General features: G+C 44.3%; 22 protein-coding genes and 2 tRNA genes. 4 read left to right on the top strand and 20 right to left on the bottom strand.

Annotated features, from left to right (window positions below):
* The first annotated feature begins 52 nt into the window (after window positions 1-52).
* Together H5300_RS00340 and H5300_RS00345 are read left to right on the top strand one after the other, a co-directional pair.
* Window positions 53-847 (top strand): YggN family protein, encoded by a 795-nt coding sequence (locus tag H5300_RS00340; protein ID WP_182795232.1) that lies wholly within the window; start codon window positions 53-55, stop codon window positions 845-847.
* Between the two features lie 275 nt (window positions 848-1,122).
* Window positions 1,123-2,484 carry a sodium-dependent transporter gene (locus H5300_RS00345; protein WP_076644735.1) on the top strand — a complete coding sequence of 454 codons (1,362 nt, stop codon included), beginning with the start codon at window positions 1,123-1,125 and terminating at the stop codon, window positions 2,482-2,484.
* A gap of 207 nt (window positions 2,485-2,691) precedes the next feature.
* On the opposite strand, the gene lipA is transcribed toward H5300_RS00345, so the two are convergent.
* The 12 genes from lipA to leuS all read right to left on the bottom strand — a co-directional run bounded on the left by lipA (window position 2,692) and on the right by leuS (window position 15,455).
* Entirely contained in the window at window positions 2,692-3,657 is a 966-nt protein-coding gene (gene lipA, locus H5300_RS00350) for a lipoyl synthase (RefSeq protein WP_004735240.1), read from the bottom strand.
* 4 nt (window positions 3,658-3,661) lie between these two features.
* Window positions 3,662-4,321 (bottom strand): lipoyl(octanoyl) transferase LipB, encoded by a 660-nt coding sequence (lipB, locus tag H5300_RS00355; protein WP_182795233.1) that lies wholly within the window; start codon window positions 4,319-4,321, stop codon window positions 3,662-3,664.
* A gap of 195 nt (window positions 4,322-4,516) precedes the next feature.
* Window positions 4,517-4,792 carry a DUF493 family protein YbeD gene (gene ybeD / locus H5300_RS00360; protein ID WP_017079938.1) on the bottom strand — a complete coding sequence of 92 codons (276 nt, stop codon included), beginning with the start codon at window positions 4,790-4,792 and terminating at the stop codon, window positions 4,517-4,519.
* Window positions 4,793-5,027: 235 nt separating this feature from the next.
* On the bottom strand, window positions 5,028-6,209 hold the full coding sequence (locus H5300_RS00365) for a serine hydrolase (protein ID WP_017079939.1): 1,182 nt from the start codon (window positions 6,207-6,209) through the stop codon (window positions 5,028-5,030).
* Between the two features lie 93 nt (window positions 6,210-6,302).
* The gene (locus tag H5300_RS00370) at window positions 6,303-7,142 is read right to left on the bottom strand and encodes a septal ring lytic transglycosylase RlpA family protein (protein ID WP_182795234.1); all 840 of its coding nucleotides are present in this window, start codon (window positions 7,140-7,142) and stop codon (window positions 6,303-6,305) included.
* Window positions 7,143-7,145: 3 nt separating this feature from the next.
* Entirely contained in the window at window positions 7,146-8,267 is a 1,122-nt protein-coding gene (gene rodA, locus H5300_RS00375) for a rod shape-determining protein RodA (protein WP_004735244.1), read from the bottom strand.
* Complete coding sequence (mrdA, locus tag H5300_RS00380) at window positions 8,267-10,159, bottom strand: penicillin-binding protein 2 (protein WP_004735245.1); 1,893 nt, start codon at window positions 10,157-10,159, stop codon at window positions 8,267-8,269. Before mrdA ends, rodA begins: the two co-directional genes overlap by 1 nt.
* A 6-nt stretch (window positions 10,160-10,165) precedes the next feature.
* The gene (rlmH, locus tag H5300_RS00385) at window positions 10,166-10,636 is read right to left on the bottom strand and encodes a 23S rRNA (pseudouridine(1915)-N(3))-methyltransferase RlmH (protein WP_004735246.1); all 471 of its coding nucleotides are present in this window, start codon (window positions 10,634-10,636) and stop codon (window positions 10,166-10,168) included.
* A gap of 3 nt (window positions 10,637-10,639) precedes the next feature.
* Window positions 10,640-10,957: a ribosome silencing factor gene (gene rsfS / locus H5300_RS00390; protein ID WP_004735247.1), complete on the bottom strand. Its 318-nt coding sequence runs from the start codon at window positions 10,955-10,957 to the stop codon at window positions 10,640-10,642.
* A gap of 64 nt (window positions 10,958-11,021) precedes the next feature.
* A complete protein-coding gene (holA, locus tag H5300_RS00395; protein WP_102463307.1) occupies window positions 11,022-12,047 on the bottom strand; it encodes a DNA polymerase III subunit delta in 1,026 nt (341 codons plus the stop codon).
* Between the two features lie 9 nt (window positions 12,048-12,056).
* Complete coding sequence (gene lptE, locus H5300_RS00400; protein ID WP_065682573.1) at window positions 12,057-12,698, bottom strand: LPS assembly lipoprotein LptE; 642 nt, start codon at window positions 12,696-12,698, stop codon at window positions 12,057-12,059.
* A 180-nt stretch (window positions 12,699-12,878) separates the two neighbouring features.
* A complete protein-coding gene (leuS, locus tag H5300_RS00405) occupies window positions 12,879-15,455 on the bottom strand; it encodes a leucine--tRNA ligase (RefSeq protein WP_017090603.1) in 2,577 nt (858 codons plus the stop codon).
* A gap of 265 nt (window positions 15,456-15,720) precedes the next feature.
* Here leuS and H5300_RS00410 point away from each other — a divergent pair, with 265 nt between their 5' ends.
* Entirely contained in the window at window positions 15,721-16,191 is a 471-nt protein-coding gene (locus H5300_RS00410; RefSeq protein ID WP_004735251.1) for a zinc ribbon-containing protein, read from the top strand.
* Between the two features lie 112 nt (window positions 16,192-16,303).
* On the opposite strand, the gene lnt is transcribed toward H5300_RS00410, so the two are convergent.
* From lnt to miaB, 5 genes are all read right to left on the bottom strand, one after another.
* Window positions 16,304-17,821 (bottom strand): apolipoprotein N-acyltransferase, encoded by a 1,518-nt coding sequence (gene lnt / locus H5300_RS00415; RefSeq protein ID WP_017087694.1) that lies wholly within the window; start codon window positions 17,819-17,821, stop codon window positions 16,304-16,306.
* Window positions 17,822-17,853: 32 nt separating this feature from the next.
* On the bottom strand, window positions 17,854-18,744 hold the full coding sequence (corC, locus tag H5300_RS00420) for a CNNM family magnesium/cobalt transport protein CorC (protein WP_004735253.1): 891 nt from the start codon (window positions 18,742-18,744) through the stop codon (window positions 17,854-17,856).
* Window positions 18,745-18,864: 120 nt separating this feature from the next.
* Window positions 18,865-19,326, bottom strand: coding sequence for an rRNA maturation RNase YbeY (ybeY, locus tag H5300_RS00425; protein WP_004735254.1), 462 nt, complete (start codon window positions 19,324-19,326; stop codon window positions 18,865-18,867).
* Between the two features lie 12 nt (window positions 19,327-19,338).
* Window positions 19,339-20,448, bottom strand: coding sequence for a PhoH family protein (locus H5300_RS00430; protein ID WP_182795235.1), 1,110 nt, complete (start codon window positions 20,446-20,448; stop codon window positions 19,339-19,341).
* 164 nt (window positions 20,449-20,612) lie between these two features.
* A complete protein-coding gene (miaB, locus tag H5300_RS00435) occupies window positions 20,613-22,037 on the bottom strand; it encodes a tRNA (N6-isopentenyl adenosine(37)-C2)-methylthiotransferase MiaB (RefSeq protein WP_004735256.1) in 1,425 nt (474 codons plus the stop codon).
* A 308-nt stretch (window positions 22,038-22,345) separates the two neighbouring features.
* Here miaB and H5300_RS00440 point away from each other — a divergent pair, with 308 nt between their 5' ends.
* The gene (locus tag H5300_RS00440; protein WP_182795236.1) at window positions 22,346-23,521 is read left to right on the top strand and encodes a 2-octaprenyl-3-methyl-6-methoxy-1,4-benzoquinol hydroxylase; all 1,176 of its coding nucleotides are present in this window, start codon (window positions 22,346-22,348) and stop codon (window positions 23,519-23,521) included.
* 71 nt (window positions 23,522-23,592) lie between these two features.
* On the opposite strand, the gene H5300_RS00445 is transcribed toward H5300_RS00440, so the two are convergent.
* The 3 genes from H5300_RS00445 to H5300_RS00455 form a co-directional block, all read right to left on the bottom strand.
* Window positions 23,593-24,639, bottom strand: coding sequence for a lactonase family protein (locus H5300_RS00445; protein ID WP_182795237.1), 1,047 nt, complete (start codon window positions 24,637-24,639; stop codon window positions 23,593-23,595).
* Window positions 24,640-24,796: 157 nt separating this feature from the next.
* A tRNA-Leu gene (locus tag H5300_RS00450) sits at window positions 24,797-24,881 on the bottom strand.
* Between the two features lie 106 nt (window positions 24,882-24,987).
* Window positions 24,988-25,062 (bottom strand) — tRNA-Gln (locus H5300_RS00455).
* Window positions 25,063-25,112 lie beyond the last annotated feature (50 nt).

The following is a 25,112-nucleotide window of genomic DNA, read 5'->3' on the forward strand; positions in this document are numbered from 1 at the left end:
AAGAAGCATATACCAAGGGTATAGTAATCGGTCAGATTGATGAGAGGATGTTATGAAAAACAATGTATTTATGAAAAACAAAATATTTATTAAAAACAATGTATTAATCGCATCGTTAACAGCGGTAATCTCTTTTGTGAGCCTGCCAACGTTTGCTGCTCAGTGTCGAGTTGATTTGAAAAATGAACTACGAATCGATGACCAAAAAGTCGAAATCCATCAAGTGAATGGTGATACGGCCGTTTTTGATGATAACAACGATCTCTATATCCATGGTGAGAAGGTTGAGCTTGATGCCGACCAACAAGCGGCGATTGAAAAATACCGCGAAAGTATGAGTGAGTACTTACCACGAGCGAAACAAATGGCTAACGATAGCCTAGCATTAGCGAATGACGTGATTGATGATATTGCGGCTAGCCTAGATTCACCGGAATCATTTGATAATGTAAAAGAATCAATGAAAACCTACTTTGCTGAACTGGAAGCTCGTTACTACAAAGATGGTGAGTTAGTGTTACCAGCTGAAAGCTTTGATTCGATGGCCAATGGTTGGTCTGAAGATTTCGAGAAGGCGAAAGAAATCTTTAATCAAGAATTTATCTCCAGCGCTTTTAATGCGATGTCAGAAAAAATGAAACAAGATGGTGGTTTAAACCTTACCGAATTGGCTGATAGCATGGCTGAATTAAAGCTTAAAGTTGAAGAGCGAATGAAAGAACACTCTCAACAAGTGCAAGAGGAAGCGAATGAGCTCTGTGACTCACTTGATGAGATGGCAGAACAAGAGCAAGAGCTGCATGAAATCATTCCGAACCTAAAAGACTATCAAGTATTCACGATCTAATCTGAATTGACTGATGAATCACAAGAGCACCGTTTGGTGCTCTTTTTTTATGGGTTAAATAAGCTAACAATTAACTTAGGAATGCCTCTCAGCAGGTGGATCAATCGTTGTCTTGATTTTATGTGGTCAGTTAGTCTGGGTAATTGTTAATAACTTGGTCTTAAATACTAAATGGATTGTAAAAATAAGATAATTGTTCATTTATTGGTTGTGCCTATCATTGCTTTTGATTACTGTACTTATCAACTAGTTCACTGATTTTTGATGCGGGCAATATGGACCAACAATCTTCCTCTTCAAGAGAGCTCTTTAGCTCTCGTTTGGGTTTTATTTTAGCAGCGGCGGGTGCAGCGGTTGGCTTAGGTAATATTTGGGGTTTCCCAACTCAAGTTGCCAGTAACGGTGGTGGCGCTTTTCTCTTAGTCTATTTGATCATGATTTTCGTGGTCGCTTTCCCAATGCTGGTGGTTGAGATGGCTATTGGTCGTCACGGCCAAGCAAACCCTGTCGATAGCATGCGTTCTTTGACTACGAACCCTTTGGGTAAGAAAGTCGGTGAGTTTGTCGGTTGGGTCGGATTGAGTGTGCCAAGCGCCGTGTTGGCATTTTATAGTATCGTTGGTGGTTGGTTGATCTGCTTCCTCATTGGTGCTGTCGCTGATCTGATGGGTTTAGAGGCTGCTGCTGATTGGTTTAAAGGCTTCAGTGTTGAGCGAAATGTATTTGGCACTGTCGCATTCTATGTGCTGACTATCTTGATTGTTCAGGGCGGTGTTAAGCAAGGTATCGAGAAATGGTCGACTCGTTTGATGCCTGCGCTATTTGTTTTATTTGGCTTATTGTTTGTTTACATCATGACGCAATCTGGTGCGATGGAAGGCCTGAAACACTACTTGGTTCCGGATTTTGAAAAAGTTTGGGATAGAAAATTGATTTTGGCAGCAATGGGGCAAGGCTTTTTCTCGCTAACCATTGGTGGTTGCTCGATGTTGGTTTATGGCTCTTACTTGAGTAAGAAAGAGAACCTGCCCAAAATGGCAATGAACGTTACCTTAGTTGATACCGCTGTCGCTTTTATTGCGGGTTTAGTCGTGATGCCTGCAATGTTTGTTGCGATGCAGAAAGGGGTACAAATCTATGCGGAAGATGGCTCACTATTAAGTTCTGATACGCTTGTATTTACGGTTCTGCCGTTGATGTTTGATAGCTTAGGCGTGCTTGGTCAGATCTTCGCGATTGTTTTCTTCTTATTGCTAACGATTGCCGCACTGACTTCATCGATTTCGATGCTTGAAGGCCCTGTAGCACTAGTGAGCGAGCGTTTTAACACTAGACGAACGCCTACGAGCTGGGTAATTGGTGGTGTTATCGCGTTGTTTAGTGTGGTGATTGTTTACAACTTTGCCGCGATGTTTGGCATGGTTGCGATGATAGCGACTCAGTACCTTCAACCGGTCGCAGCACTGATGTTCTGCGTGTTTGGTGGTTGGGTATGGAGTCGAGCTTCTAAGGTGAAAGAGCTTGAGCAAGGTTGCCCTGATTTCCAATTGGGTTGGTTTGGTAAGGTGTGGCCAATGTATGTGAAGTTTGTGTGCCCAATCCTAGTCGCAACGGTTATCTGGGCATCTTTCGGCTAACGCTGAACCCTATCGGGACTCTCTGAACCTAAACCCTCAGAAGAACTTGAAACGTTAAGCACAGAGCCACTCATAAAGGGTGGCTTTGTTGTTTTTATATAAAGCTATAGTGGCATGAAATATAAAGCTTGGTGGTACGAACAAGATAGAAAAAAGGCGCTGAACATAATAGTCAGCGCCTTGGTATTTCTAGTTAAGCAATCGTGATTACTTAATTTCCATACCTTGAGCCTGTAAGTCTGCATGGTAAGAAGAACGTACAAACGGACCACAAGCGGCGTGAGTGAAGCCTAGCTCTAGAGCAATCTCTTTCAGCTCATCGAACTCAGAAGGCGGCACGTAGCGTTCTACTGGTAAATGGTGACGGCTTGGTGCTAGGTATTGGCCTAGTGTCAGCATCGTTACACCATGTTCACGAAGGTCTTTCAGTACTTGAACGATCTCTTCTTTCGTCTCACCAAGGCCCATCATCACCCCTGATTTTGTTGGGATAGTTGGGTGCTGTTCTTTGAATTTCTTCAATAGATCAAGAGACCATTTGTAGTTCGCACCCGGACGCGCTTTACGGTATAGACGCGGCGCTGTCTCTAGGTTGTGGTTGAAAACATCTGGCGGGTTGTCTTTCATTAGATCAAGCGCAACGTCCATACGACCACGGAAGTCTGGTACCAGCGTTTCGATACGAATATTTGGGTTTTGTTCGCGAATTTCACGGTTACAGTCAGCAAAGTGTTGAGCCCCGCCGTCACGCAAGTCATCACGGTCAACTGAAGTGATTACTACGTACTTCAGTTTCATGTCTTTAATCGTCTTAGCCAGTTTCTTCGGCTCTTCTGCTTCAGGAGCAACAGGGCGACCATGGGCAACATCACAGAACGGGCAGCGACGAGTACAGATAGCGCCAAGAATCATAAACGTTGCCGTGCCGTGGTTAAAACACTCGGCTAGGTTAGGGCAAGACGCTTCTTCACAAACTGAGTGCAGGTTGTTCTTGCGCATTGCTGATTTGATTTCTTGAATACGATGGCTGTCTGAAGGTAGTTTAATCTTCATCCATGCTGGCTTACGTAGAACTTCTTTCTGTTCAGCAGGCATATTCTTTACGGGAATTAATGCCATTTTGTCAGCGTCACGATATTTAACGCCTTTTTCCATTTGGATTGGTTTGCTCATGATTTTATGCTTCTGCTGTAATGTTACTGGTGGCTTGAATGTCTACTTGGTCATAGCCGAGTAGCTCTACTAGCTCTTGTATTAACTGTAGCTCAACGCTTTCTAGTTCACTTGGCCCGCCTAGCTGGCTTACTTGTGCCATTTCCATGCCTTGATAACCACATGGGTTAATACGTAGGAATGGAGACAGGTCCATATCGACGTTGAGTGCTAACCCGTGGAACGAGCAGCCACGTCGAATACGTAATCCGAGTGAACAGATTTTCTTGCCATCGACATAAACACCAGGAGCGTCAGGTCGGGCAGTTGAATTTATATTGTAAGCTTTCAGAGTGTTGATTACGAGGTTCTCGATATGGGTCACCAAATCACGTACTCCGAATTTTTTGCGGCGGATGTTAATCAAAAAGTAAGCGACTAACTGACCTGGGCCATGGTAAGTCACTTGGCCACCGCGATCGCTTTGAATTACAGGGATGTCCCCAGCATTTAATACATGCTCGGCTTTGCCTGCTTGTCCTTGAGTGAAGACAGGGTTGTGTTCAACCAACCAAACTTGGTCTACGTCTTCTTCTGTACGTTCGTCTGTGAACTTATGCATGGCTTTCCATACAGGTTCGTAATCCTGACGGCCTAATTTTTTTACGATTAGCTTATTTTGCAAAGCTGCACTCCCTCAAGGATTAATAAAGTGAACGCATTATAAACGCGAAACAGGTTTCTAACTACAGACGGACTGCAAGGTTTTTCAACTTTCTTTGTATTTATTGAAAATAAAGTTGAATGAATTTGACCTAGATAGGGTGCTTCAAACAAAAACAGCGGCAATAAGCCGCTGTTTTTCATGTGTAATCGGAGATTACAGAACCATACGAACGATTTCGATCTCGCCCAGTTCTTTATATAGCGTTTCTACTTGCTCAATTGAAGTCGCCGTAATATTTATAGAAACAGAGTGGTAGTTACCTTTCGCACTCGGTTTTAGCGTTGGGCTGTAGTCACCAGGAGCATGACGCTGGATCACTTCTAGCACTAGCTCAGTAAGTTCTGGCTTAGCATAGCCCATTACTTTGTAAGTGAATGAACAAGGGAACTCTAAGAGATCTTTTAGTTTTGCATCAGAATTGATGTTCATGAATAGCTCCAAAAGGCTAGACTCTCGCAAATTGGCGAAATGTCGATAAAAAGCGTGTTCGGTCAACAGACACGAGTAATAGGGCGGAATATTACGTGTAAATATCGCTGAACTCAAGATCAACAAAAGCCGCACATGGCGGCTTTTAGTTCGTCAATGAGTAAATAATGAACTTACTCATTGAGTTAGCTTTGTACTGAGCTTTTGTATTGCTCAGTGCAAACCTATGACTGGTTTAGAATAAACCCTTAAACAGCAATACTAGGTAATCCCATAGACGACTAAATAAGCTGCCTTGGTCTACATCTTCTAGTGCAAGTAGTGGATATTCAGCAACGTCTTCACCATCAACTTGGTAGAATAGTTTACCGACAACATCGCCTTTGCTAATTGGTGCTTCTAGTTCCTTTTCAAGAACGAAGCTAGCCTTAAGGTTCTTCGCTTGGCCACGAGGTAAAGTAACGAAAGTATCTTCGTCGACACCTAGAGCAACCGTGTCCTTGCTACCCATCCAGATTTTTTCTTCAACGAATGTCTCACCAGCAGTATGTGGTGCCACTGTTTCGAAGAAACGGAAGCCGTAGCTAAGCAGCTTTTTGCTTTCTGTTTTACGAGCGTTAGCATTCTTGGTGCCCATCACAACAGCAACTAGGCGCATTTTGCCTTCGGTTGCTGAGCTTACTAGGCTATAACCTGCCTTGCTTGTATGGCCCGTTTTGATGCCATCAACGTTCATGCTCTTATCCCATAACAGACCGTTACGGTTGTACTGGGTGATGCCGTTGTAAGTGAATTTTTTCTCTGAGTAGATACGGTACTCATCAGGAACATCGCGAATCAGCGCCTGACCAAGTAGCGCCATATCATAAGGTGTTGAGTATAGGTTCGGGTTGTCTAGACCGTGCACGTTAGCAAAGTGCGTGTCTTTCATGCCGATAGAGCTTGCCCATGCGTTCATTAGGTCAACGAATGCATCTTCAGAACCAGCAATATGCTCGGCCATTGCAACAGTAGCATCGTTGCCTGATTGAATGATGATGCCACGGTTCAGTTCTTCCACTTTAACCGTTGTGCCCACTTCAATGAACATTTTCGATGAATCTGGGAAGTTTTTCGCCCAAGCATTTTCACTGATTACAACATCGTCGTTTAGATTGATGTTGCCACGTTCTAGCTCTTGGCCGATCACGTAGCTCGTCATCATCTTGGTTAAACTTGCTGGAGAAAGTTGAGTGTTCATCTCTTTCTCTGCTAGTACTTTGCCTGAATGGTAATCCATCAGAACAAAACCTTTAGCGGCGATTTGCGGTGCATCAGGGACTACAATTGGAGCGGCGAATGACGATGTAGCTATCGTTGCAGAAAGAGCAACAGAAGTAGCAAAAATCGATTTAACAAGTTTATTAGATTTAATCATTTTGAATGCAATTATTTGGTGAACTATTCATATATTAACAGAATCACTCTGTCACACCAGAGCGCTGATTACCAGAAGTAACTGTTAGATTAATTAGCGGGTTAGTGTGTGTTTTCTTATATAAGCTGACGGGTAACCCATTAGCTTAACTTGTTCTAATTTCTCTTGAGTCAGAGCATAGTCATGAAATGGCCCAAGCATCAGACGGTAGTTATCGTCATTTGGCTGCAAGAAGGTTGCTACAGCTAGCTTTTCGCCTAGATCTTTAGCTAACTTCTCGGTCCTATCTTCATGTGGAGAGGTGGCGACCTGAATAATAAATTGCGGCAAAGCGGCCTTTTTATTCGCGTCGGTTGGCATCGCCACGGTGATGACTTCTATCTCAACATTTGCGGTGCCAGTTCTCAAGACGTCGAGCTTGTAAGCTGCCGCATAACTAAGGTCAATGATTCGGCCTTCGTGGAATGGGCCTCGGTCATTGATACGAACAATCGTCGTTTTATTGTTATCGGTATTCGTCACTTTTACATAGCTCGGAATCGGCAATGTTTTGTGTGCTGCAGACATGGAATACATGTCGTAGATCTCGCCATTTGAGGTTAAATGGCCATGAAATTTCTTACCGTACCAAGATGCTTTTCCTTTCTCGGTAAACCCTTCGGTTTTTTTTTCGATCTTGTAGTCTTCACCACGCAGAGTGTAATTAGTGTTACCACCTAAGCTGTAAGGTTCATACTGAGGGTGAGCATCCTCGAGATGCTCTACTGAGATAGGTGCATCCGGTGCAATATCTGAATCAATATCGTAGCGGCCTGTTGGTTGCTTTGAAGAACAACCATTGATTAAAATCGCTAGCCCTAAGATAGAGACTATTTTTTTGATTGGCAGCTCATCAACCAAGGATGCTTTTTTTGGAAACGTTGTAATAAACATCGATTAGGTCGCCTTTGAGAATGCTTTTCTGTGTGTATGGATCGACATTAGAATACCAAAACCAGCCATAAGGGTAACCATTGAAGTACCGCCATAGCTAACGAGAGGTAGAGGAACACCAACCACGGGTAGAATACCGCTTACCATGCCAATGTTTACAAAGATATAAACGAAGAAGCTCAGTACAATACTGCCGCCCATCATTCGACCAAATGCCGTTTGAGCTTGGCTCGCGAGCACTAAACCCCGTCCAATAATGAATAGGTAGATAGCAAGCAAGAACAAAATACCAATCATGCCCCATTCTTCGGCAATTACCGCAAAAATGAAGTCAGTGTGGCGCTCTGGAATGAATTCTAATTGAGATTGAGTACCTTGTAGCCAACCTTTTCCTGATACACCACCAGAACCTATCGCAATCTTACTTTGGATGATGTGGTAGCCCGCACCTAATGGATCTGATTCAGGATCAAAAAGGGTTCTTACTCGTACTTTTTGATATTCACGCATCAAGAAGAACCATAATATTGGGATAAATGCCCCTAACGCTATGGCGGCACTGGCAATGATTTTCCAACTTATACCAGCCAAGAATATTACGAAGATACCGGATGCGGCGATAAGGATGGATGTACCCAAGTCGGGTTGCTTAGCGATTAAAATGGTAGGTACAAACACCATCACTAGCGAGATCGCTAATGTTTGAAAGGTTGGCGGCAGTGATCGTTTACCGATAAATCGAGCCAGCATCAAAGGTACCGCAAGCTTTAATAGTTCAGAGGGTTGGAATCGAACAAAACCGAAATTTAACCAACGTTGGGCACCCTTAGATGCTTCACCAAAGAACAACACGCCCAAGAGTAAGATGACACCACCTGCAAATAACAGCGGGGCCAAGGTTTCATAGGTACGAGGCGAAAGTTGCGCTAGGAAGATCATGACACCTAAAGACAGCACCATACGCATTGCTTGGCGATCCATCATCGCAAGGCTTTGTCCGCTGGCGCTGTACATGATCAATAAGGCAAAGCCCATCAACACCAAAATACCGAGCAGTAATGGGAGATCGATATGGAGCCTTTCAAACAAGGCTCTATTTCGTCCAGTAGAAGGATCAAGTTTCATTATTTTGTTGCCTTACTTTCATCTTCTTCAGCGAGAATAATATGGTCTAATATTTTTCTAACGACAGGGCCGCCATTTGATGAGCCACCACCTGCGTTTTCTAATACGATAGTCACAACCGCTTCTGGATCTTCAAAAGGAGCATAACCGGTGAAGAGGGCATGATCGCGTAAATGTTCTGCGATTTCATCTGCGTTGTATTCTTCGTCTTCTTTGAGACCGAATACTTGCGCAGTTCCTGATTTACCAGCAGTTTGGTAAGACATCTTTTGGAATGAACGTCTTGCTGTACCTTTCTTTCCGTGGTTTACCAGTCTCATGCCTTCTTGCGCGATATCCCAGTATTTCTGCTTAACCCCGGTGATTGGAGGATAAGTTTCGATCTCTGATACCGTTTGGTCATCGAATGGCTGACCATTATCGATCGTCGCACGTAATAGGTGAGGCGCTGTTACTTCACCTTCGTTGACCAATACAGACGTGGCTTTTGCGATTTGCATCGGTGTTGCCGTCCAATAGCCTTGTCCGATACCAACAGGGATGGTGTCACCTTGATACCAAGGCACACGGTGTCTTGCCATTTTCCATTCACGAGTTGGCATGTTGGCTTTACTTTCTTCGTAAATATCAATGCCTGTGTAGTCACCAAAGCCGAATAGCATCATCCATTGAGATAAACGATCGATACCTAGATCAAAGGAGATTTGGTAGAAGAAGGTATCAACTGATTCTTCAATCGCTTTCTCTATGTCAACAACACCGTGTCCCCAGCGTAACCAGTCGCGAAACGGCTTGGTTTTGGAGTTAGGTATTTTCCAATAACCTGGATCATTACGTGTTGTATTCGGTGTAATCACACCTTCTTGTAGAGCAGCAACGGCAATAAACGGTTTGATCGTTGAAGCTGGTGGATAAATGCCCAATGTGGCACGGTTAACCAAAGGTCGATCTTTATTTTGTAGTAGGGCGTTATAACCTTTAGAGGAGATACCATGCACAAATGCATTCGGGTCGTAGCTTGGGCTAGACACCATCGCTAACACGCCATTGTCTTTCGGATCGAGAACGACGGCAGAGCCACGGCGTCCATCGAGCAGTTTGTGCACATATAGTTGAAGATTGATATCTAAGTTAAGTACGATATCTTTGCCCGGAACCGAAGGGACAAATTTTAGAGTGCGGATTACTCGTCCTCGGCTGTTCACTTCGACTTCTTGATAGCCAGCGGTACCGTGAAGCATGTCTTCGTAGTAGCGCTCAATACCAAGTTTACCGATGTCGCGAGTGGCTTGATAATTGGCGTCTTTCTCTTCTCGTACTAAGCGCTGCATATCACGGTCATTAATGCGCGATACATAGCCAATAACGTGAGTCAGTACATCACCATACGGATAAAAACGTTTTAATGTGCCTGTTACCTCAACCCCCGGAAACTTATGCTGGTTTACAGAGAATACCGCAACTTGCTCTTCGCTGAGCTGATTTAGAATAGGTACTGACTTGAAGCGTCGTGAATGGCGGCGATCACGATTAAAACGCTCGATACGTTCAGGTGGAATCTCGATTAACGTTTGTAGACGGACGAGCGTGTCATCCATATCTTTGATTTTTTCGGGCGTAATTTCTAGGTTGAAAACTGGGCGGTTTTCGGCAAGAAGTACACCGTTGCGATCGTAAATCAAACCACGGTTAGGCGCGATGGGAACTACCTTGATACGGTTGTCGTTAGAGCGGGTTTTATAGTCCTGATATTGGTTGACCTGAATGTTGTACAGGTTAACAACCAACATCGACATCATGACTATGATCCCCGCAAACGCAACAAAAGCACGACTAGTAAATAGTCGTGCTTCTGCTTTGTAATCACGGATTTGGCTACGTTTACGTAACATTAACGCTTATTCTCGATGATAAGGGTGGTTAGCAGTGATGCTCCAAGCTCTATACAAGCTTTCAGCCATGATAACGCGTACTAATGGGTGAGGGAGAGTAAGCGCCGATAGAGACCAGCTTTGGTCTGCAGCCGCTTTACACGCAGGTGCTAATCCTTCAGGTCCGCCAATAAGGATAGAAACGTCGCGTCCATCCAACTTCCAACTTTCCAATTGTTCTGCCAGTTGTGGGGTATCCCACTTTTTACCTGGGATATCAAGCGTGACAATGCGGTTGCCTTTTGGCACTGCTGCCAACATTGCTTCGCCTTCTTTTTGAAGAATACGTGCAATATCAGCATTTTTACCACGTTTTCCCGCAGTGATCTCAATGAGTTCTAATGGCATATCATGAGGGAAGCGGCGTTTATATTCTTTAAAGCCTTCTTCGACCCACTTTGGCATTTTTGTACCAACTGCGATTAACTGGATCTTCAACGCTTAGCCCCAAAGTTTTTCTAGTTGGTACAGCTCACGATGTTCTTCTTGCATAACATGAAGCATGCTTGTTCCCATATCTAGAACAACCCATTCACCTTCTTGCTGCCCGTCCATGCCTAGTGGTTGCATACCAGCTTTACGCACTTCATCGGCAACGTGTTGTGCGATAGAGGCAACATGGCGCTTAGAGGTGCCAGTACAAACAATCATGTAATCAGTAACACTTGATTTGCCTTCTACATCGATAGTAACAATCGATTCTGCTTTCATGTCGTCGGCTTTGTCTGCAAGAAAATCTTTTAGTTCTTCACGTAACACGGGGTGTTCCTTTAATCTGAATTTAGCTTTTTAGGATTTGTTGACCCTAGAATATACCACGCTTTTATGCGTGAAATGGGATTGAAGCTGAAGGGATACAAAACTCTACGCTTAACTGATGAATTAGTGGCCAAGGCGACTGTTCATATTGAGTTTTTGTCATTAATTCGGCTTGAGTCAGCAACGCAAACAACGAATGTAATTGAGAAATCGAAACTCTTGTTAGCGCAGCGTTATAAAGAGGCTTTTTAGATTGCCAGATACGGTGTTTTTCGAATACTTGGCCGATCGGCATCTGTTTCATCTGTTGCTGCATTTGTAATAGCAAGGCAAGTTCACGTTGTATGCTACGCAGTAAAATGACTGGCTCTACACCCTCAGCTTCCAGTTGTCTTAGAATTCGTTGTGCACGATTACCTTTTCCAGCCAGTAACGCGTCACTCCAATGGAAGGGAGTAAAGTGGTTGTGGCGGCTCAGTGATTCTTCTAAGCGTACTAGGGTAAGTTTTCCGTCAGGGTATTGGAGCGCTAGCTTTTCTAGGCTTTGAGTGAGAGCAAATAGGTTACCCTCGTGCCACTGTGCCAGCATTTGAATCGCTTCAGGGTCTGGAGATAAGCCGATTTGACGGCAGCGCGCTTGGACAAACTGAGGTAAGCGACTGACATCTGGCGTTAGGCAACTGACCCAGTGACCCTGATTAGACAGTGCTTTAAACCATTTAGCACTTTCTTGAGCCTTGGTTAGCTTCGTGCCAATCAAGACCAACAGAATATCGCTGTGGATATGCTCTGAGATTGCCAGTAGCTCTTTGGCTATCGCAGCATTGACTCCTGATTCCGGCAGCTCAAGCTCGATGATTTGACGGCTAGAGAACAGGCTTAATGCTTGAGTACAGTCATAGACTTGATTCCAGTCGAGACTGCTATCAATCGCAAAGCGGTGACGCTCCTCAAAGCCTTGCTGTTTTGCAGCCTTTTGAATCGCTTCTCGGCTCTCTTGCAGTAGTAGAGGTTCGTTACCAAAAATGAGGTAAACATTACTCAACTGTTTGGCAAGTTGCTCTGATAAGCGGTCAGCAAAAATACGCATCAAATAAACCTATTGCTCAGCTGATTCGACGGGCTTTGCCGTTTCCGTAGAACTTGGATCTATTTCGACGTTCTTGATGTTGTATTGTTTCTCAAGCTCTTTCACTTGAACATTTTCTAGCGCATCTAGATCCATGCTATCAGCTGCGATGTTCGCTTTTAGTCGAGCCATTTGACGAAGGATTTGACTTGTTGCAAGCTTACGCATCTCATCTTCGATCATGTCGCGCTCAACCGATTTTGCTAATGCAGTTAACGGGTTGTCTAGGTAACTACGGGTTACGCTCGTTGAGAATGTCTTTGAGCCTAACTCAGGAATCGTGACGCGGTATGATGCGTTGAGCGTCAGTTCTTTTTCTGCTGCACGAGTATTCTGGTAAAGGGACAGAGTTCGCTCACTAACGCTTTCGCTAATAATATGTAAATTAGGGGTGTTTTCTGCAGGCGGTACGATTTCTACATCATTCATACGTAGCTGACCTTTCATCATACGTGTAAACGTACTGTATTGGTCGTAACTGGTCACAGAGATCTTGTTGAGTTCTTCTGGTACAGAATAGTCTCCACGCAGGTGGAAACCACAGGCGCTCAGTAGGCTAACGGTTAAAACAACAACAGTAACTTTCAATGAAGATAGTGAAATCAGGCGCATTATTTGATGGCTCTCATGAAGGTAGAATACTTATTTAAAGGCTTTAGAGCTTTCGAATCGTAGGGCTCTCGGTCTAAAGCACTTAAATAAGTAGACAGGGCAATGTTGCACCCTGTCTAAAGACTGCTTTTGATGAATTAAGTTCGTTAATTCTTTAGCAATTGTACTGTGCTAACGAAATTAGTTAGCAACGATGTTTAGAAGCTTGCCTGGTACGAAGATAACTTTACGGATAGTTAAGCCATCTAGGAATTTCTTAGCGTTCTCATCGTTTAGACCAAGCTCACGAACTTGCTCTTCTGTTGCATCAGCAGCAACGGTTAGTTTCGCACGTAGCTTACCGTTGATCATGACAACGATAGTTTTCTCGTCTTCAACTAGCGCTTTCTCGTCAAACGTTGGCCATGTTGCTGAGTCTACGTTTGATTCACCAAGAGCAATCCACATTTCGTAAGAGATGTGTGGAGTCATTGGGTAAAGCATGCGAACCACGGCTTTTAGCGCTTCATCAAGGATTGCACGATCTTGTACAGATTCTTGTGGTGCTTTCGCTAGCTTGTTCATCAGTTCCATGATCGCAGCGATGGCAGTGTTGAATGTTTGGCGACGGCCGATATCGTCCGTTACTTTCGCGATAGTCTTGTGGATATCACGACGAAGTGCTTTCTGGTCACCAGATAGAGCAGAAGCGTCAACAGCTTCAGCCGCACCCTTAGCAGAGTGAGCGTGAACCAGTTTCCAAACACGCTTAAGGAAGCGGTTTGCGCCTTCAACGCCAGACTCTTGCCACTCAAGCGTCATGTCTGCAGGCGATGCAAACATCATGAATAGACGTACTGTATCAGCGCCGTACTTGTCTACCATCTCTTGTGGGTCGATACCGTTGTTCTTCGACTTAGACATTTTGATCATGCCTGAGTGCTCAACGTCGCGGCCTTGGTTGTCGACAGCTTTTTCAATGCGACCTTTTGCGTCACGGTCGATAGTCACGTCAGTTGGAGCAATCCACTCTTTCGTGCCTTTCTCGTTCGTGTGATAGAACGCGTCAGCCAGAACCATGCCTTGACATAGAAGCTGCTTGAACGGTTCATCAGATGTCACGTAACCCGCATCGCGAAGAAGCTTGTGGAAGAAACGAGAGTAAAGCAGGTGCATACAAGCGTGCTCGATACCACCAACGTATTGGTCAACTGGCAACCAGTAGTTTGCTTTCTCTGGATCTAGAATGTCATCAGCTTGTGGTGAACAGTAACGTGCGTAGTACCATGAAGACTCCATGAACGTATCGAACGTGTCAGTCTCACGTAGAGCTGGTTCGCCGTTGAATGTTGTTTCAGCCCAAGACTTATCTGCCTTGATTGGGCTAGTTACGCCATCCATTACCACGTCTTCTGGAAGAATGACTGGCAGTTGGTCTGCTGGTACTGGGTGAACTTCACCGTCTTCAGTGGTTACCATTGGGATTGGAGCACCCCAGTAACGTTGACGAGAAACGCCCCAGTCACGTAGACGGAAGTTTACAGTCTTCTTACCTTTGCCTTCAGCTTCAAGTTTCGCAGCGATTGCATCGAATGCTTCTTGGAACGCAAGGCCATCGAATTCGCCAGAATCGAACAGTACACCTTTCTCAGTGTAAGCCGCTTCAGACACATCTAGCTCAGAACCGTCTTCAGGTTTGATTACTGGGATGATATCGATGCCGTACTTAGTTGCGAATTCGTAGTCACGTTGATCGTGAGCAGGAACCGCCATTACAGCTCCTGTGCCGTAATCCATAAGAACGAAGTTAGCTACGTAAACAGGAACAACACGACCGTTAAGAGGGTGGATAGCTGTTAGGCCAGTATCCATACCTTTCTTTTCCATCGTTGCGAGTTCAGCTTCAGCCACTTTGGTGTTACGACATTCTTCAACGAATGCTGCAAGCTCAGGGTTGTTCAGTGATGCTTTCTCTGCAAGAGGGTGACCTGCAGCGATACCAACGTAAGAAACACCCATTAGTGTGTCTGGACGTGTTGTGTACACTTCTAGCGGCGCTTCTTCACCGTTAACAGCGAAAGATAGTTCAACACCTTCAGAGCGACCGATCCAGTTGCGCTGCATGGTCTTAACCATTTCAGGCCAACCTTCAAGGTTGTCTAGATCGTCTAGCAGCTCTTGAGCGTACTCAGTGATCTTAATGAACCATTGTGGGATTTTCTTTTGTTCTACCGGAGTGTCACAACGCCAGCAGCAACCGTCTTCTACTTGCTCGTTCGCTAGTACAGTTTGGTCGTTTGGACACCAGTTAACAGAAGATGTCTTCTTGTAAACTAGGCCTTGTTCGTAAAGCTTAGTGAAGAACTCTTGTTCCCAACGGTAGTACTCAGGCGTACACGTTGCGAATTCACGTTTCCAGTCGTAACCAAAGCCTAAAAGTTTAAGCTGGTTTTTCATGTATTCGATGTTTTCGTAAGTCCACGGAGCAGGCGCTGTGTTGTTTTTTACAGCTGCGTTTTCTGCAGGTAGGCCGAATGCATCCCAACCGATTGGCTGCATTACGTTTTTGCCTTGTAGACGTTGGAAACGAGATACCACATCACCGATGGTGTAGTTACGCACGTGACCCATATGCAGTCGACCACTTGGGTACGGGAACATAGAAAGACAGTAGAATTTTTCTTTATTTGGGTCTTCACTTACAACGAAAGTCTCGCTGTCATCCCAGTGTTGTTGAACCTTTTGTTCAATCTCTTGCGGGTTATATTGTTCTTGCATCGATGGTATCCGGTTATCTTGGAATTTGTGAGTTCGGTTAGAACAGAATCTTACAGATCGTCATAGAATACCTAAAGGAGCTTAGTACAACAATAGTTATACCCTTCATACTTGCAGTTGCAGCACGGTTGATTGCGTAAATTCAACCAAATTACTTAGGACAGCTATACTTAAGGGTATGAATTGCATTTGTTTGTTAGGAACTGGTCGCTTAACTACGGCCCCGTTCACTAAGATAAAGCTTGGTCATCTTAAGGAGGTCGTTATGCCGAAGAAAAAAGCACTCTATGAAGAAGTCGTCGAAGAGGTGATAGAAACGCTGAAGCATAGTCCTGAAGAGCTTAACAACAAAATCGAAACGTCAGGTAAGTATGCGAAAGCAGCCAATGATATGACCAAAGATGAGCTCTCATTGATCTCGGCCTATGTGAAGTCGGACTTAAAAGAGTTTTCCGAAAGTTATGAAGAGAGTAAAGGTGGTCCATTTTATTTGATGATCACAGACTCTATTTGGCAAGGATTGCTGGATATCACTGATCGCACTAAAGTGGAATGGGTTGAATTGTTCCAAGACTTAGAACATCAAGGGTTGTATCAAGCGGATGAGGTTATCGGGCTCGGGACGCTTGTCTGTGATGAGTGTGGACATCAAACCGAATACAACCACCCGACCAATATCATTCCATGTATCAAGTGTGGGGCGACAGGGTTTAGTCGTAAAGCACTTAAGCCGTAAACACTTAAGTCATAAACACTATAGCCATAGCACCATCAACTTTACACCGCAGCAATAAAAAAGGGTTGACCCAATCAGCCAACCCTAAAATCACTTTCTTCGAATTTCTAATCTAGCTCTTTGGCTTTCTAATTACCCAGCCAATCACCAAGCTGAGCATCGCCCAGATATACAGTGGCCAAGTACCAACTGCGTGAAAAGGCGTTTGCCCATCAGTTGAAATGAGATCAGCTTTTAATACGGCCGTTTCAAACTGAGGTATTTGCTTGATGATGTTGCCTTTGTAATCGGTTACTGCCGTTACACCATTGTTGGTCGAGCGAATAACGGGCTTACCAAGCTCCAGAGCACGCATCTGTGCGATTTCCATATGTTGCAGTGGACCAATCGAACGACCAAACCACGCATCGTTAGAGAGCGTTAAAATAAAGTCCGTCTCATCAGTCACGCTTTGTCTAACTTGATCATTAAAGACGATCTCATAACACAACGCAGGCGCTAAGTGACGGCCATTTGCCACGATGTTTGGTTGAACAAAATCGCCACGGCTAAATGATGACATCGGCAAGTTGAAGAACGGTGCCAATGGGCGCAAGATATCTTCAAACGGCACAAACTCACCAAATGGCAATAGGTGATGTTTATGGTAGCGTTCGTCTGGATCGTAGCTGTATTCACCGTATGGATTGACACCTAGAGAAAGAACGCTGTTGTAGTACTTCTTATCTTCAGACTGATTGAGTACGCCAGTGATGATTGAGCTGTTGTTCATCTTCGCTGCGCTATCTAAGTTACGTAAGAAAGATGGAATCTCAACTTCGAATGCTGGAATAGCGGCTTCAGGCCAAATGATGATATCGGCATCCCAGTTTTCTCTACTTAGATCTGTGTACTTCATCATCGTAGGCCAGCGGTGGCTTGGTAGCCATTTACTGTCTTGATCGACGTTGCCTTGAATCAATACCACTGAGGTTGTTTTTTCAGGGTTCGGTGTCACCCAATCGATATTTCGAATGCCAAAACCTGCACTGAATACGATCGCAGGGATGATGCCAACACTCCATGCTTTGTTGATAACCATATAAGCGAGTGCAGATGCAGAGACAATGACTGCCAGAGTAATTAACTCGACACCGCCAATCGGTGCAAACGAGCCTAGTGGAGAATCGATTTGGCTGTAGCCAAGCCAAAGCCAAGGAAAGCCCGTCATTACCCAGCCACGCAGCCAATCACTGATTAACCACAATGCAGGAGCCGCGAGGAAAAAGCGGCTTAGGTTATTAGCAGGGAAGTACTTGTTTAAGCTCCAGGTAAATAGGCCTGAATAAACCGCTAGGTAGCCAATGAGCAATGCCATCAAAAACAGGTTGGCTGCCAGTGGCATGCCGCCAAAATGATCGATGCTGACGTATACCCAGCTGATACCTGTTGCGAATTGGCCTAAACCCCATCCGTAGCCAATCCAAAGCGCACTTTTAGGAGAACGGTTGTGGATCAGTAACAGCAACAACGCTGGGCTGATAATAGCAAGAGGCCATATTGAATATGGAGCGAATGAAAGGGTTGTTATAGCGCCAACAAAAACGGCCGCAAGCGGCCGTAATAGGCGATGAATAAAGGTCTTAGTCATCTAATTTCTGTCATCTCTTTAGAGAGAAGTTGTTATTCTTCGATAGTCGGAAGAGGCTGCTCGTCAGGGATGGTTACCTGTAGCTGAATCACACGACGGTTATCTGCGGATGTTATTTTGAAATGGTAGTTTCCGATTTCTACAATTTCGCCACGAACAGGCAGGTGACCGAGTGCTGTCATTACCATACCACCCACAGTATCAACTTCATCATCACTGAAGGAAGTGTTAAACGTATCGTTGAACTCTTCAATGGTGGTTAAAGCTTTAACCGAATAGGTATGCTTACTCAGCTTACGAATATCTAGCTCTTCTTCATCGTCGAACTCGTCTTCAATTTCACCAACGATTTCTTCGAGGATATCTTCAATGGTTACCAGGCCAGAAACACCGCCAAACTCATCGACAACGATAGACATGTGGTAACGCTCTTCTTGGAACTCCTTGAGCAGGCGATCAACTCGCTTACTTTCAGGAACAACCACGACAGGGCGAATCACTTGTTCGATATCAAATGGGGCACTTTCTGAACCCAAATACTTAAGTAGGTCCTTCGCTAATAGAATGCCTTCAACATGGTCTTTATCTTCACTGATCACTGGGTATCGAGAGTGTTGAGCATCAGTAATAAGCGCAATCAATGTATCTAAATCATCGGTGCGTTCAACTGTAACCATTTGAGAGCGAGGCAGCATGATATCGCGTACTCGCATCTCTGAAATTTCCATAACACCCTCGAGCATATCGCGCGTGTCGTGGTCAATTAGGTCATTAATTTCTGAGTCGCGGATTACATCTACGAGCTCTTGGCGATCTTTTACTTCACCTTGAAATAGTTGGCCTAGGCGTTCAAAGAAGGACTTTCTACTCGGACCTTCAGATTTTTTACTTCCCTCAGAAGTGGGGGGGTTACCTTCGTTCATGATTTCTCAAAAAATAACGCTATCAGAAGTGTGATAGCACACGTTACAACTCAGATTCCTGCGAAAATCACAGGTTCGATGAGTTATTGTTTCTCTGCAACCTACTTTACTAGAATCAATTTACTTTTCTAGAATATACGGGTCTTCAAACCCCATAGTTTGCATGATTTCTGTCTCGAGTGACTCCATCTCTTCAGCTTCATCATCTTCGATATGATCATAACCTAGCAGATGCAGACTGCCATGTACAACCATATGAGCCCAGTGTGCTAGCAGAGGCTTATTTTGCTCTTCTGCTTCTTTTTCGACAACTTGGCGGCAGATAATGAGGTCACCCAGTAGATCTAATTCCATTCCTGGTGGTACTTCAAATGGGAAAGACAGCACGTTAGTTGGCTTATCTTTTCCACGGTAGTCATGATTGAGCTGGTGGCTCTCTTCTGTATCAACAATACGAACGGTGAGCTCGGCATTCTCTTGAAACTGAGGAATTGTTTTGTCCAACCAAAGCTGAATATCTTGCTCAGTTGGAAGCCCTTGCTCATTTTCGACCGCTATTTGCAGGTCTAGTTCAATAGACATCTATTTATCACCTTATTCTGTAATTACAGAGCTATTTTGTGTTGCTAATTGTGTCGTAACGGCTTGCTGAGCTTCAAGAAGTTTGGCTTCACGCTCTTCACGTTTGCGCTTTTCAAACTCTTTGCGTTCTTTCTGGTCTTTTGCTTCCCACTTCTCGTACGCATTCACGATACGAGCAACGACAGGGTGGCGAACGACGTCTTCAGACATGAAGAAGTTAAAGCTGATGTCATCCACTTCGTTGAGTACTTCAGTTGCATGACGCAGACCTGACTTAGCTCCTCGAGGTAAATCGATTTGCGTAATATCACCTGTGATCACAGCGCGCGAGTTAAAACCGATACGGGTTAAGAACATCTTCATCTGTTCTACCGTGGTGTTTTGGCTCTCATCAAGAATGATAAACGCATCATTTAATGTACGACCACGCATGTAAGCCAGTGGTGCAACTTCAATCACGTTGCGCTCAATCAGTTTCTCAACACGCTCGAAGCCAAGCATCTCAAACAGTGCATCGTAAAGTGGACGCAAGTATGGGTCTACTTTTTGGCTTAAATCACCCGGTAGGAAACCAAGCTTCTCACCGGCTTCAACAGCAGGGCGAGTCAGCAGAATTCGGCGAACCTCTTGGCGTTCAAGTGCATCAACCGCAGCCGCAACAGCTAAGTACGTTTTACCAGTACCAGCAGGTCCAATACCAAAGGTGATGTCATGAGTGACCATGTTCATTAGGTATTGAGCTTGATTTGGTGTGCGTGGTTTGATGACGCCTTTTTTAGTCTTAATGGTCACTTCTTTGCCGTAGTCGATTTCAGACTCGACGTGTTGCTCCAAAATGCCAGACTCAGTGACCGCCAGATGCACTTGCTCTGGTTCGATATCGATTATGTTGCCTTTAACTGGAGCCGTTTCAACATAGAGGTGTTTGATGATGTCTAAAGCTGCGGCAGTTGTGTGAGGCTTACCGACAATGGTGAAAAAGTTGCTACGGTAATTAATCTCAACACCCAGACGACGTTCAAGGTGCTTGATGTTGTCGTCGAATGGTCCGCATAAGCTTGCCAAGCGCTTGTTGTCTGCTGGCTCTAGATTTATCTCTAAGGTAACGATTTTATTGCTCAAATTAGCCTCTCATTTTGTGCCACTCACTCTTAAATAAAAAAAAGAGCAAGAAGCCCGATTTAGACCGGGCTTCTGGATGGTGATATCCCTATTTCTAAGATGGTCACTTAGTTAGGTAATTTCAAGCTTTGTGTTTGCGCTTTGTGCTCAAACAGTTGTATTGGCTATGGCGTAAATGTTGCTACACCTAGCTCGTCTTCACGTTTTGTTTTTTCCATCATTTCTGCTGGAGTCATTACAACGCGTAGACCCATGTCTTTTTCTGTGCGAACTAGCTCACCACGTAGTGAGTTGGTGTAAACCTCAGTGATCTTCACATCTACGAACTGTCCGATAAGATCAGCAGAACCTTCGAAGTTCACAACACGGCTGTTTTCAGTACGGCCACGCAGTTCCATTAGATTCTTTCTTGATGGACCTTCAACAAGGATACGCTGCTCTGTACCTAGCATTAGGCGAGAGAAACGCATAGCTTGTGTGTTTACTGTCTGTTGCAGCTCCCACAGGCGATCTTTCTTCTCTTGTGCTGGTACATCACATGGGTAATCTGCGGCAGGAGTGCCTGGACGAGGAGAGAAAACAAAGCTGAAGCTCATATCGAAATCAACTTCTTTAATTAGCTTCATTGTATCTTGGAAGTCTTGCTTAGATTCACCAGGGAAACCAACAATAAAGTCAGAGCTGATTTGAATATCAGGACGAGCTTTACGCAGTTTGCGGATAATAGACTTGTACTCGATTGCTGTATGCGGGCGTTTCATCATCGTAAGAATACGGTCACTACCACTTTGTACAGGCAAGTGTAAGAAGCTCACTAGCTCTGGCGTATCTTTGTAAACTTCAATGATGTCATCACCAAATTCAAGCGGGTGGCTTGTAGTGAAACGAATACGGTCGATACCATCGATAGACGCAACTAGGCGAAGTAGTTCTGCAAATGTGCAGATGTCGCCTTCGTAAGTAGGGCCACGGAAAGCGTTTACGTTTTGGCCTAGTAGGTTTACTTCACGTACGCCTTGCTCTGCCAGTTGTGCAACTTCGTAGAGTACATCATCCATTGGACGGCTAACTTCTTCACCACGAGTATATGGAACAACACAGTAAGTACAGTACTTAGAGCAACCTTCCATGATAGAAACGTAGGCTGTTGCGCCGTCTGCTTTAGGTTCCGGCAAGTTATCGAACTTTTCGATCTCAGGGAATGAGATATCCATTACTGGTTTTTCGTTAGACAGTGATGACTTAATCATCTCTGGCAGACGGTGTAATGTTTGTGGGCCAAAGATAACGTCTACGTACGGTGCACGTTGACGAATGTGGTCGCCTTCCTGAGTTGCTACACAGCCACCCACACCGATCACCACACCTTCTTTTTTATCTTTAAGCGTTTTCCAACGACCAAGCTGGTGGAATACTTTTTCTTGCGCTTTTTCGCGGATAGAACAAGTATTCAATAGTAGTACATCTGCTTCCTCAGGTACTTCAGTTAGCTCATAGCCATTTGCAGCGTTAAGCAGGTCGGCCATTTTTGATGAATCGTATTCATTCATCTGACAGCCCCAAGTTTTAATTAGCAGTTTCTTACTCATTATATGTTCGCTCGATCGTTAGTTTAATTTAAGGGAGCAAATCGCCCATTATTCATCCGCCAGCATTGTTTGTCATAATTAGGTATTCAATTTTATGACTGGCTCTAGCGGCAAGCGGCGTATTGTACTGGTTTCAAAACCGACTGACTAGTAGTCTGAACAAATCTCTTATGTAGTGGTTTTTATTATTGTTAACGCCATATACCATAAGGGATAACCCTTTTTTCGAATAAGGTTTTTGGTTACAAGTTAGTTATGAAAAAGTACAATCGAAAACAGTCAAAGAATCAAACTGATAAGTACAAAATATGAACAGTTACGATATTGTGGTAGTCGGTGGCGGCATGATTGGCGCAGCAACAGCGGTCGGCTTTGCAAAGCAGGGTCTGAGTGTTGCGGTGATCGAAGGTTTTGCCCCACAAGCTTTTGATGAGTCACAAACGATGGACATTCGTGTGTCTGCGATTTCTCAAGCATCGGTCGATTTACTTGAAGATCTTGGTGCGTGGCAAAGTATCGCAGCGATGCGCGTGTGTTCTTACAAGCGTTTAGAAACGTGGGAGCATCCAGAGTGTCGTACTCGATTTGATGCTGCATCACTGGATCTGCCCCGTCTAGGCTATATCGTTGAGAATAGGCTCATTCAACTAGGATTATGGTCTCAATTTGATGCCTACGACAATCTCGAACTGTTATGCCCAGAAAAGCTGGATGAGATTGAGTTTGGTGAAACCAATATCGTTAAGCTTCAATCAGGAGCTGAGTTATCAGCGAAGTGGGTGGTTGGTGCTGATGGCGCGAATTCAGCCGTTCGTCAGCAAGCTGGAATTGGCATTACCGCTTGGGATTACCGACAGCACTGCATGCTTATCAATGTAGAAACAGAACTTCCCCAGCAAGATATTACTTGGCAGCAATTCCTACCAAGTGGTCCTCGTTCATTTTTGCCATTATGTTCTCTAACCTCGGACGGTCAAGAAGTCGGGCAGGGATCGTTGGTCTGGTATGACTCCCCATCTCGCATTAAGCAATTATCATCGATGACCCCTGAAAAGTTGCGAAATGAAGTACTTGCTAACTTTCCTAAAGAGCTAGGTGATATCAAGGTATTGAATTCGGGATCTTTTCCTCTGACACGACGTCATGCTCAATCATACTCGAAGAATAATTGCATTTTAGTCGGTGATTCAGCGCATACGATTAACCCTTTAGCAGGGCAGGGCGTTAACTTGGGCTTTAAAGATGTTTCAGTACTATTGGATGTCACCAATGAAAAAGGCGAATTGAATCAATCTGTAGCAAGACGCTATGAAGTGATGAGAAGAAGTGACAACTTAATGATGCAGAGTGGAATGGACTTCTTCTATAAAACCTTCAGTAATGACATTGGCCCTCTAAAGTTTGTACGCAATGCTGCACTAAAATTAGCGGAAAGTTCAGGGCCGATTAAAGCTCAAGTATTGAAATACGCCTTGGGTCTTTAAAACGGCTAGATCAGGTTATTTATATAGAGAAGGAGAGCCGATGCTCTCCTTTTTTGTTTTTGTTGTAATGCTTATTGTTGCTGAGTGACACAAACTGGTGCATCAAGATCTAACGAGTAACCGGTATAGGTCAGAGAGCCATCTTCAATGTTACGCTTGAATGAGGTGATGTTGTTGGAGTGCTGGTTGGCGGCGATAAGCCATTTCCCATCGTCAGTTATATGGAAGTCTCTTGGGAATTTACCTTCAGTGTCGTAGCTATCAATGAAAGTCAGCTTTTGAGTTTCAGAATCGACTTTGAAGCTGCTGATTCTTGATTGGTGTCGACATGACACATAAAGGAATTGCTCATCGGGGGATAGCTTAATCGCAGCTGCGGCTTCTCCCTTCTCCATATTAGGTAAGGCATCAACCTCATCCACTATATTCCAAATACCTAAAGACTTTTCCAAAATCAATATCGTTTCAGAGAGCTCACAGATTACATAGGCTTTGTCTTCAGCTTTGTTGAAGATTAGGTGACGTGTTCCATTTCCTGCGGGCGCTTTAATAGACTGCATTGGCTCATCAAGGAATTCTTCTTGCTCTTCGTCAAAGCAATAGAAGTTGATTCGATCGGTGCCGAGATCGACAGTCACAAACTGTGGTGAGTTTTGTAAGAACAAACATTGATGGGCGTGTGGGCTAGTTTGTCTCTCTTTGTTCGGCCCTGAGCCAACCATCTTGATTGTTTTGAGTCGTTTATCGATGTTGCCATTGATACTTAAGCTAAAGATATCAAATGTACCTGACGAGTATTGGGAAGTGATAGCAAATTTATTGTGTGGATCTATCGCAACGTGGCAGGGGTGATCTCCCGAGATTAGGCCTGTATTGGATGCGATTTGTGAATCAATATTAGGTATATGAATGAGTTTCGGTAGTTTCTTTTGCTCAACCTCAGATGCTGTATAGATTCCAGACTTTGTCGCGGTGATAAAAGAGGGGTTATGACATTCGGCAATAAGCTCTAGAGGTAATAGTTTTCCTGTTTCTAGATCTAACTGAGTTTGATAGACACCTTGGCTTTTACTTGGCGTATCCGTGTAGCAACCGATCGTTAATGGGAGGGTTTTCATAGGCAGTCATACTCAATTAGAAAGTGGAGCAGACATTGTCTTATAAAATCGTATTAAAAGTGAGGTTATAGAAGAGAATACTTGGTGACTTGGCTAGCAGAATTGCATATTCCAGATAAAACAAAACCCAGCTAAAAAGCTGGGTTTTGTTCAATGATGGTGCGGTCGGAGAGACTTGAACTCTCACACCTCTCGGCGCCAGAACCTAAATCTGGTGCGTCTACCAATTCCGCCACGACCGCAGCAAATCTTTATAGTTATATCGACATTGGTGATTCGATGTAACGTTGTGCTCTTGGTTTGCTATTTAGCTTAAAACAAGCTAAGTAAAAACAAAGAGTTTAATAGTGGCTGGGCTACCTGGATTCGAACCAGGGAATGCTGGCATCAAAAGCCAGTGCCTTACCGCTTGGCGATAGCCCAACAGGATATCAATTAAGATATCTAAATAATGGTGCGGTCGGAGAGACTTG

It is taken from the genome of Vibrio sp. SG41-7 (assembly GCF_014164465.1).
Taxonomy (GTDB): Bacteria; Pseudomonadota; Gammaproteobacteria; order Enterobacterales; family Vibrionaceae; genus Vibrio; species Vibrio splendidus.

Bases quoted from the DNA above. Each gene is read 5' to 3' on its own strand.
- H5300_RS00365 (WP_017079939.1), bottom strand. From the start codon at position 6,209: ATGATTAAATCTAATAAACTTGTTAAATCGATTTTTGCTACTTCTGTT.
- leuS (WP_017090603.1), bottom strand. From the start codon at position 15,455: ATGCAAGAACAATATAACCCGCAAGAGATTGAACAAAAGGTTCAACAA.
- ybeD (WP_017079938.1), bottom strand. From the start codon at position 4,792: ATGAACATCAATTCTGATGCAAAACTAAAAGATCTCTTAGAGTTCCCT.
- corC (WP_004735253.1), bottom strand. From the start codon at position 18,744: ATGAACGAAGGTAACCCCCCCACTTCTGAGGGAAGTAAAAAATCTGAA.
- H5300_RS00370 (WP_182795234.1), bottom strand. From the start codon at position 7,142: ATGTTTATTACAACGTTTCCAAAAAAAGCATCCTTGGTTGATGAGCTG.
- lptE (WP_065682573.1), bottom strand. From the start codon at position 12,698: ATGCGCCTGATTTCACTATCTTCATTGAAAGTTACTGTTGTTGTTTTA.
- holA (WP_102463307.1), bottom strand. From the start codon at position 12,047: ATGCGTATTTTTGCTGACCGCTTATCAGAGCAACTTGCCAAACAGTTG.
- mrdA (WP_004735245.1), bottom strand. From the start codon at position 10,159: ATGTTACGTAAACGTAGCCAAATCCGTGATTACAAAGCAGAAGCACGA.
- H5300_RS00410 (WP_004735251.1), top strand. From the start codon at position 15,721: ATGCCGAAGAAAAAAGCACTCTATGAAGAAGTCGTCGAAGAGGTGATA.
- H5300_RS00340 (WP_182795232.1), top strand. From the start codon at position 53: ATGAAAAACAATGTATTTATGAAAAACAAAATATTTATTAAAAACAAT.
- miaB (WP_004735256.1), bottom strand. From the start codon at position 22,037: ATGAGTAAGAAACTGCTAATTAAAACTTGGGGCTGTCAGATGAATGAA.
- ybeY (WP_004735254.1), bottom strand. From the start codon at position 19,326: ATGTCTATTGAACTAGACCTGCAAATAGCGGTCGAAAATGAGCAAGGG.
- H5300_RS00345 (WP_076644735.1), top strand. From the start codon at position 1,123: ATGGACCAACAATCTTCCTCTTCAAGAGAGCTCTTTAGCTCTCGTTTG.
- H5300_RS00440 (WP_182795236.1), top strand. From the start codon at position 22,346: ATGAACAGTTACGATATTGTGGTAGTCGGTGGCGGCATGATTGGCGCA.
- lnt (WP_017087694.1), bottom strand. From the start codon at position 17,821: ATGACTAAGACCTTTATTCATCGCCTATTACGGCCGCTTGCGGCCGTT.
- lipA (WP_004735240.1), bottom strand. From the start codon at position 3,657: ATGAGCAAACCAATCCAAATGGAAAAAGGCGTTAAATATCGTGACGCT.
- rodA (WP_004735244.1), bottom strand. From the start codon at position 8,267: ATGAAACTTGATCCTTCTACTGGACGAAATAGAGCCTTGTTTGAAAGG.
- H5300_RS00445 (WP_182795237.1), bottom strand. From the start codon at position 24,639: ATGAAAACCCTCCCATTAACGATCGGTTGCTACACGGATACGCCAAGT.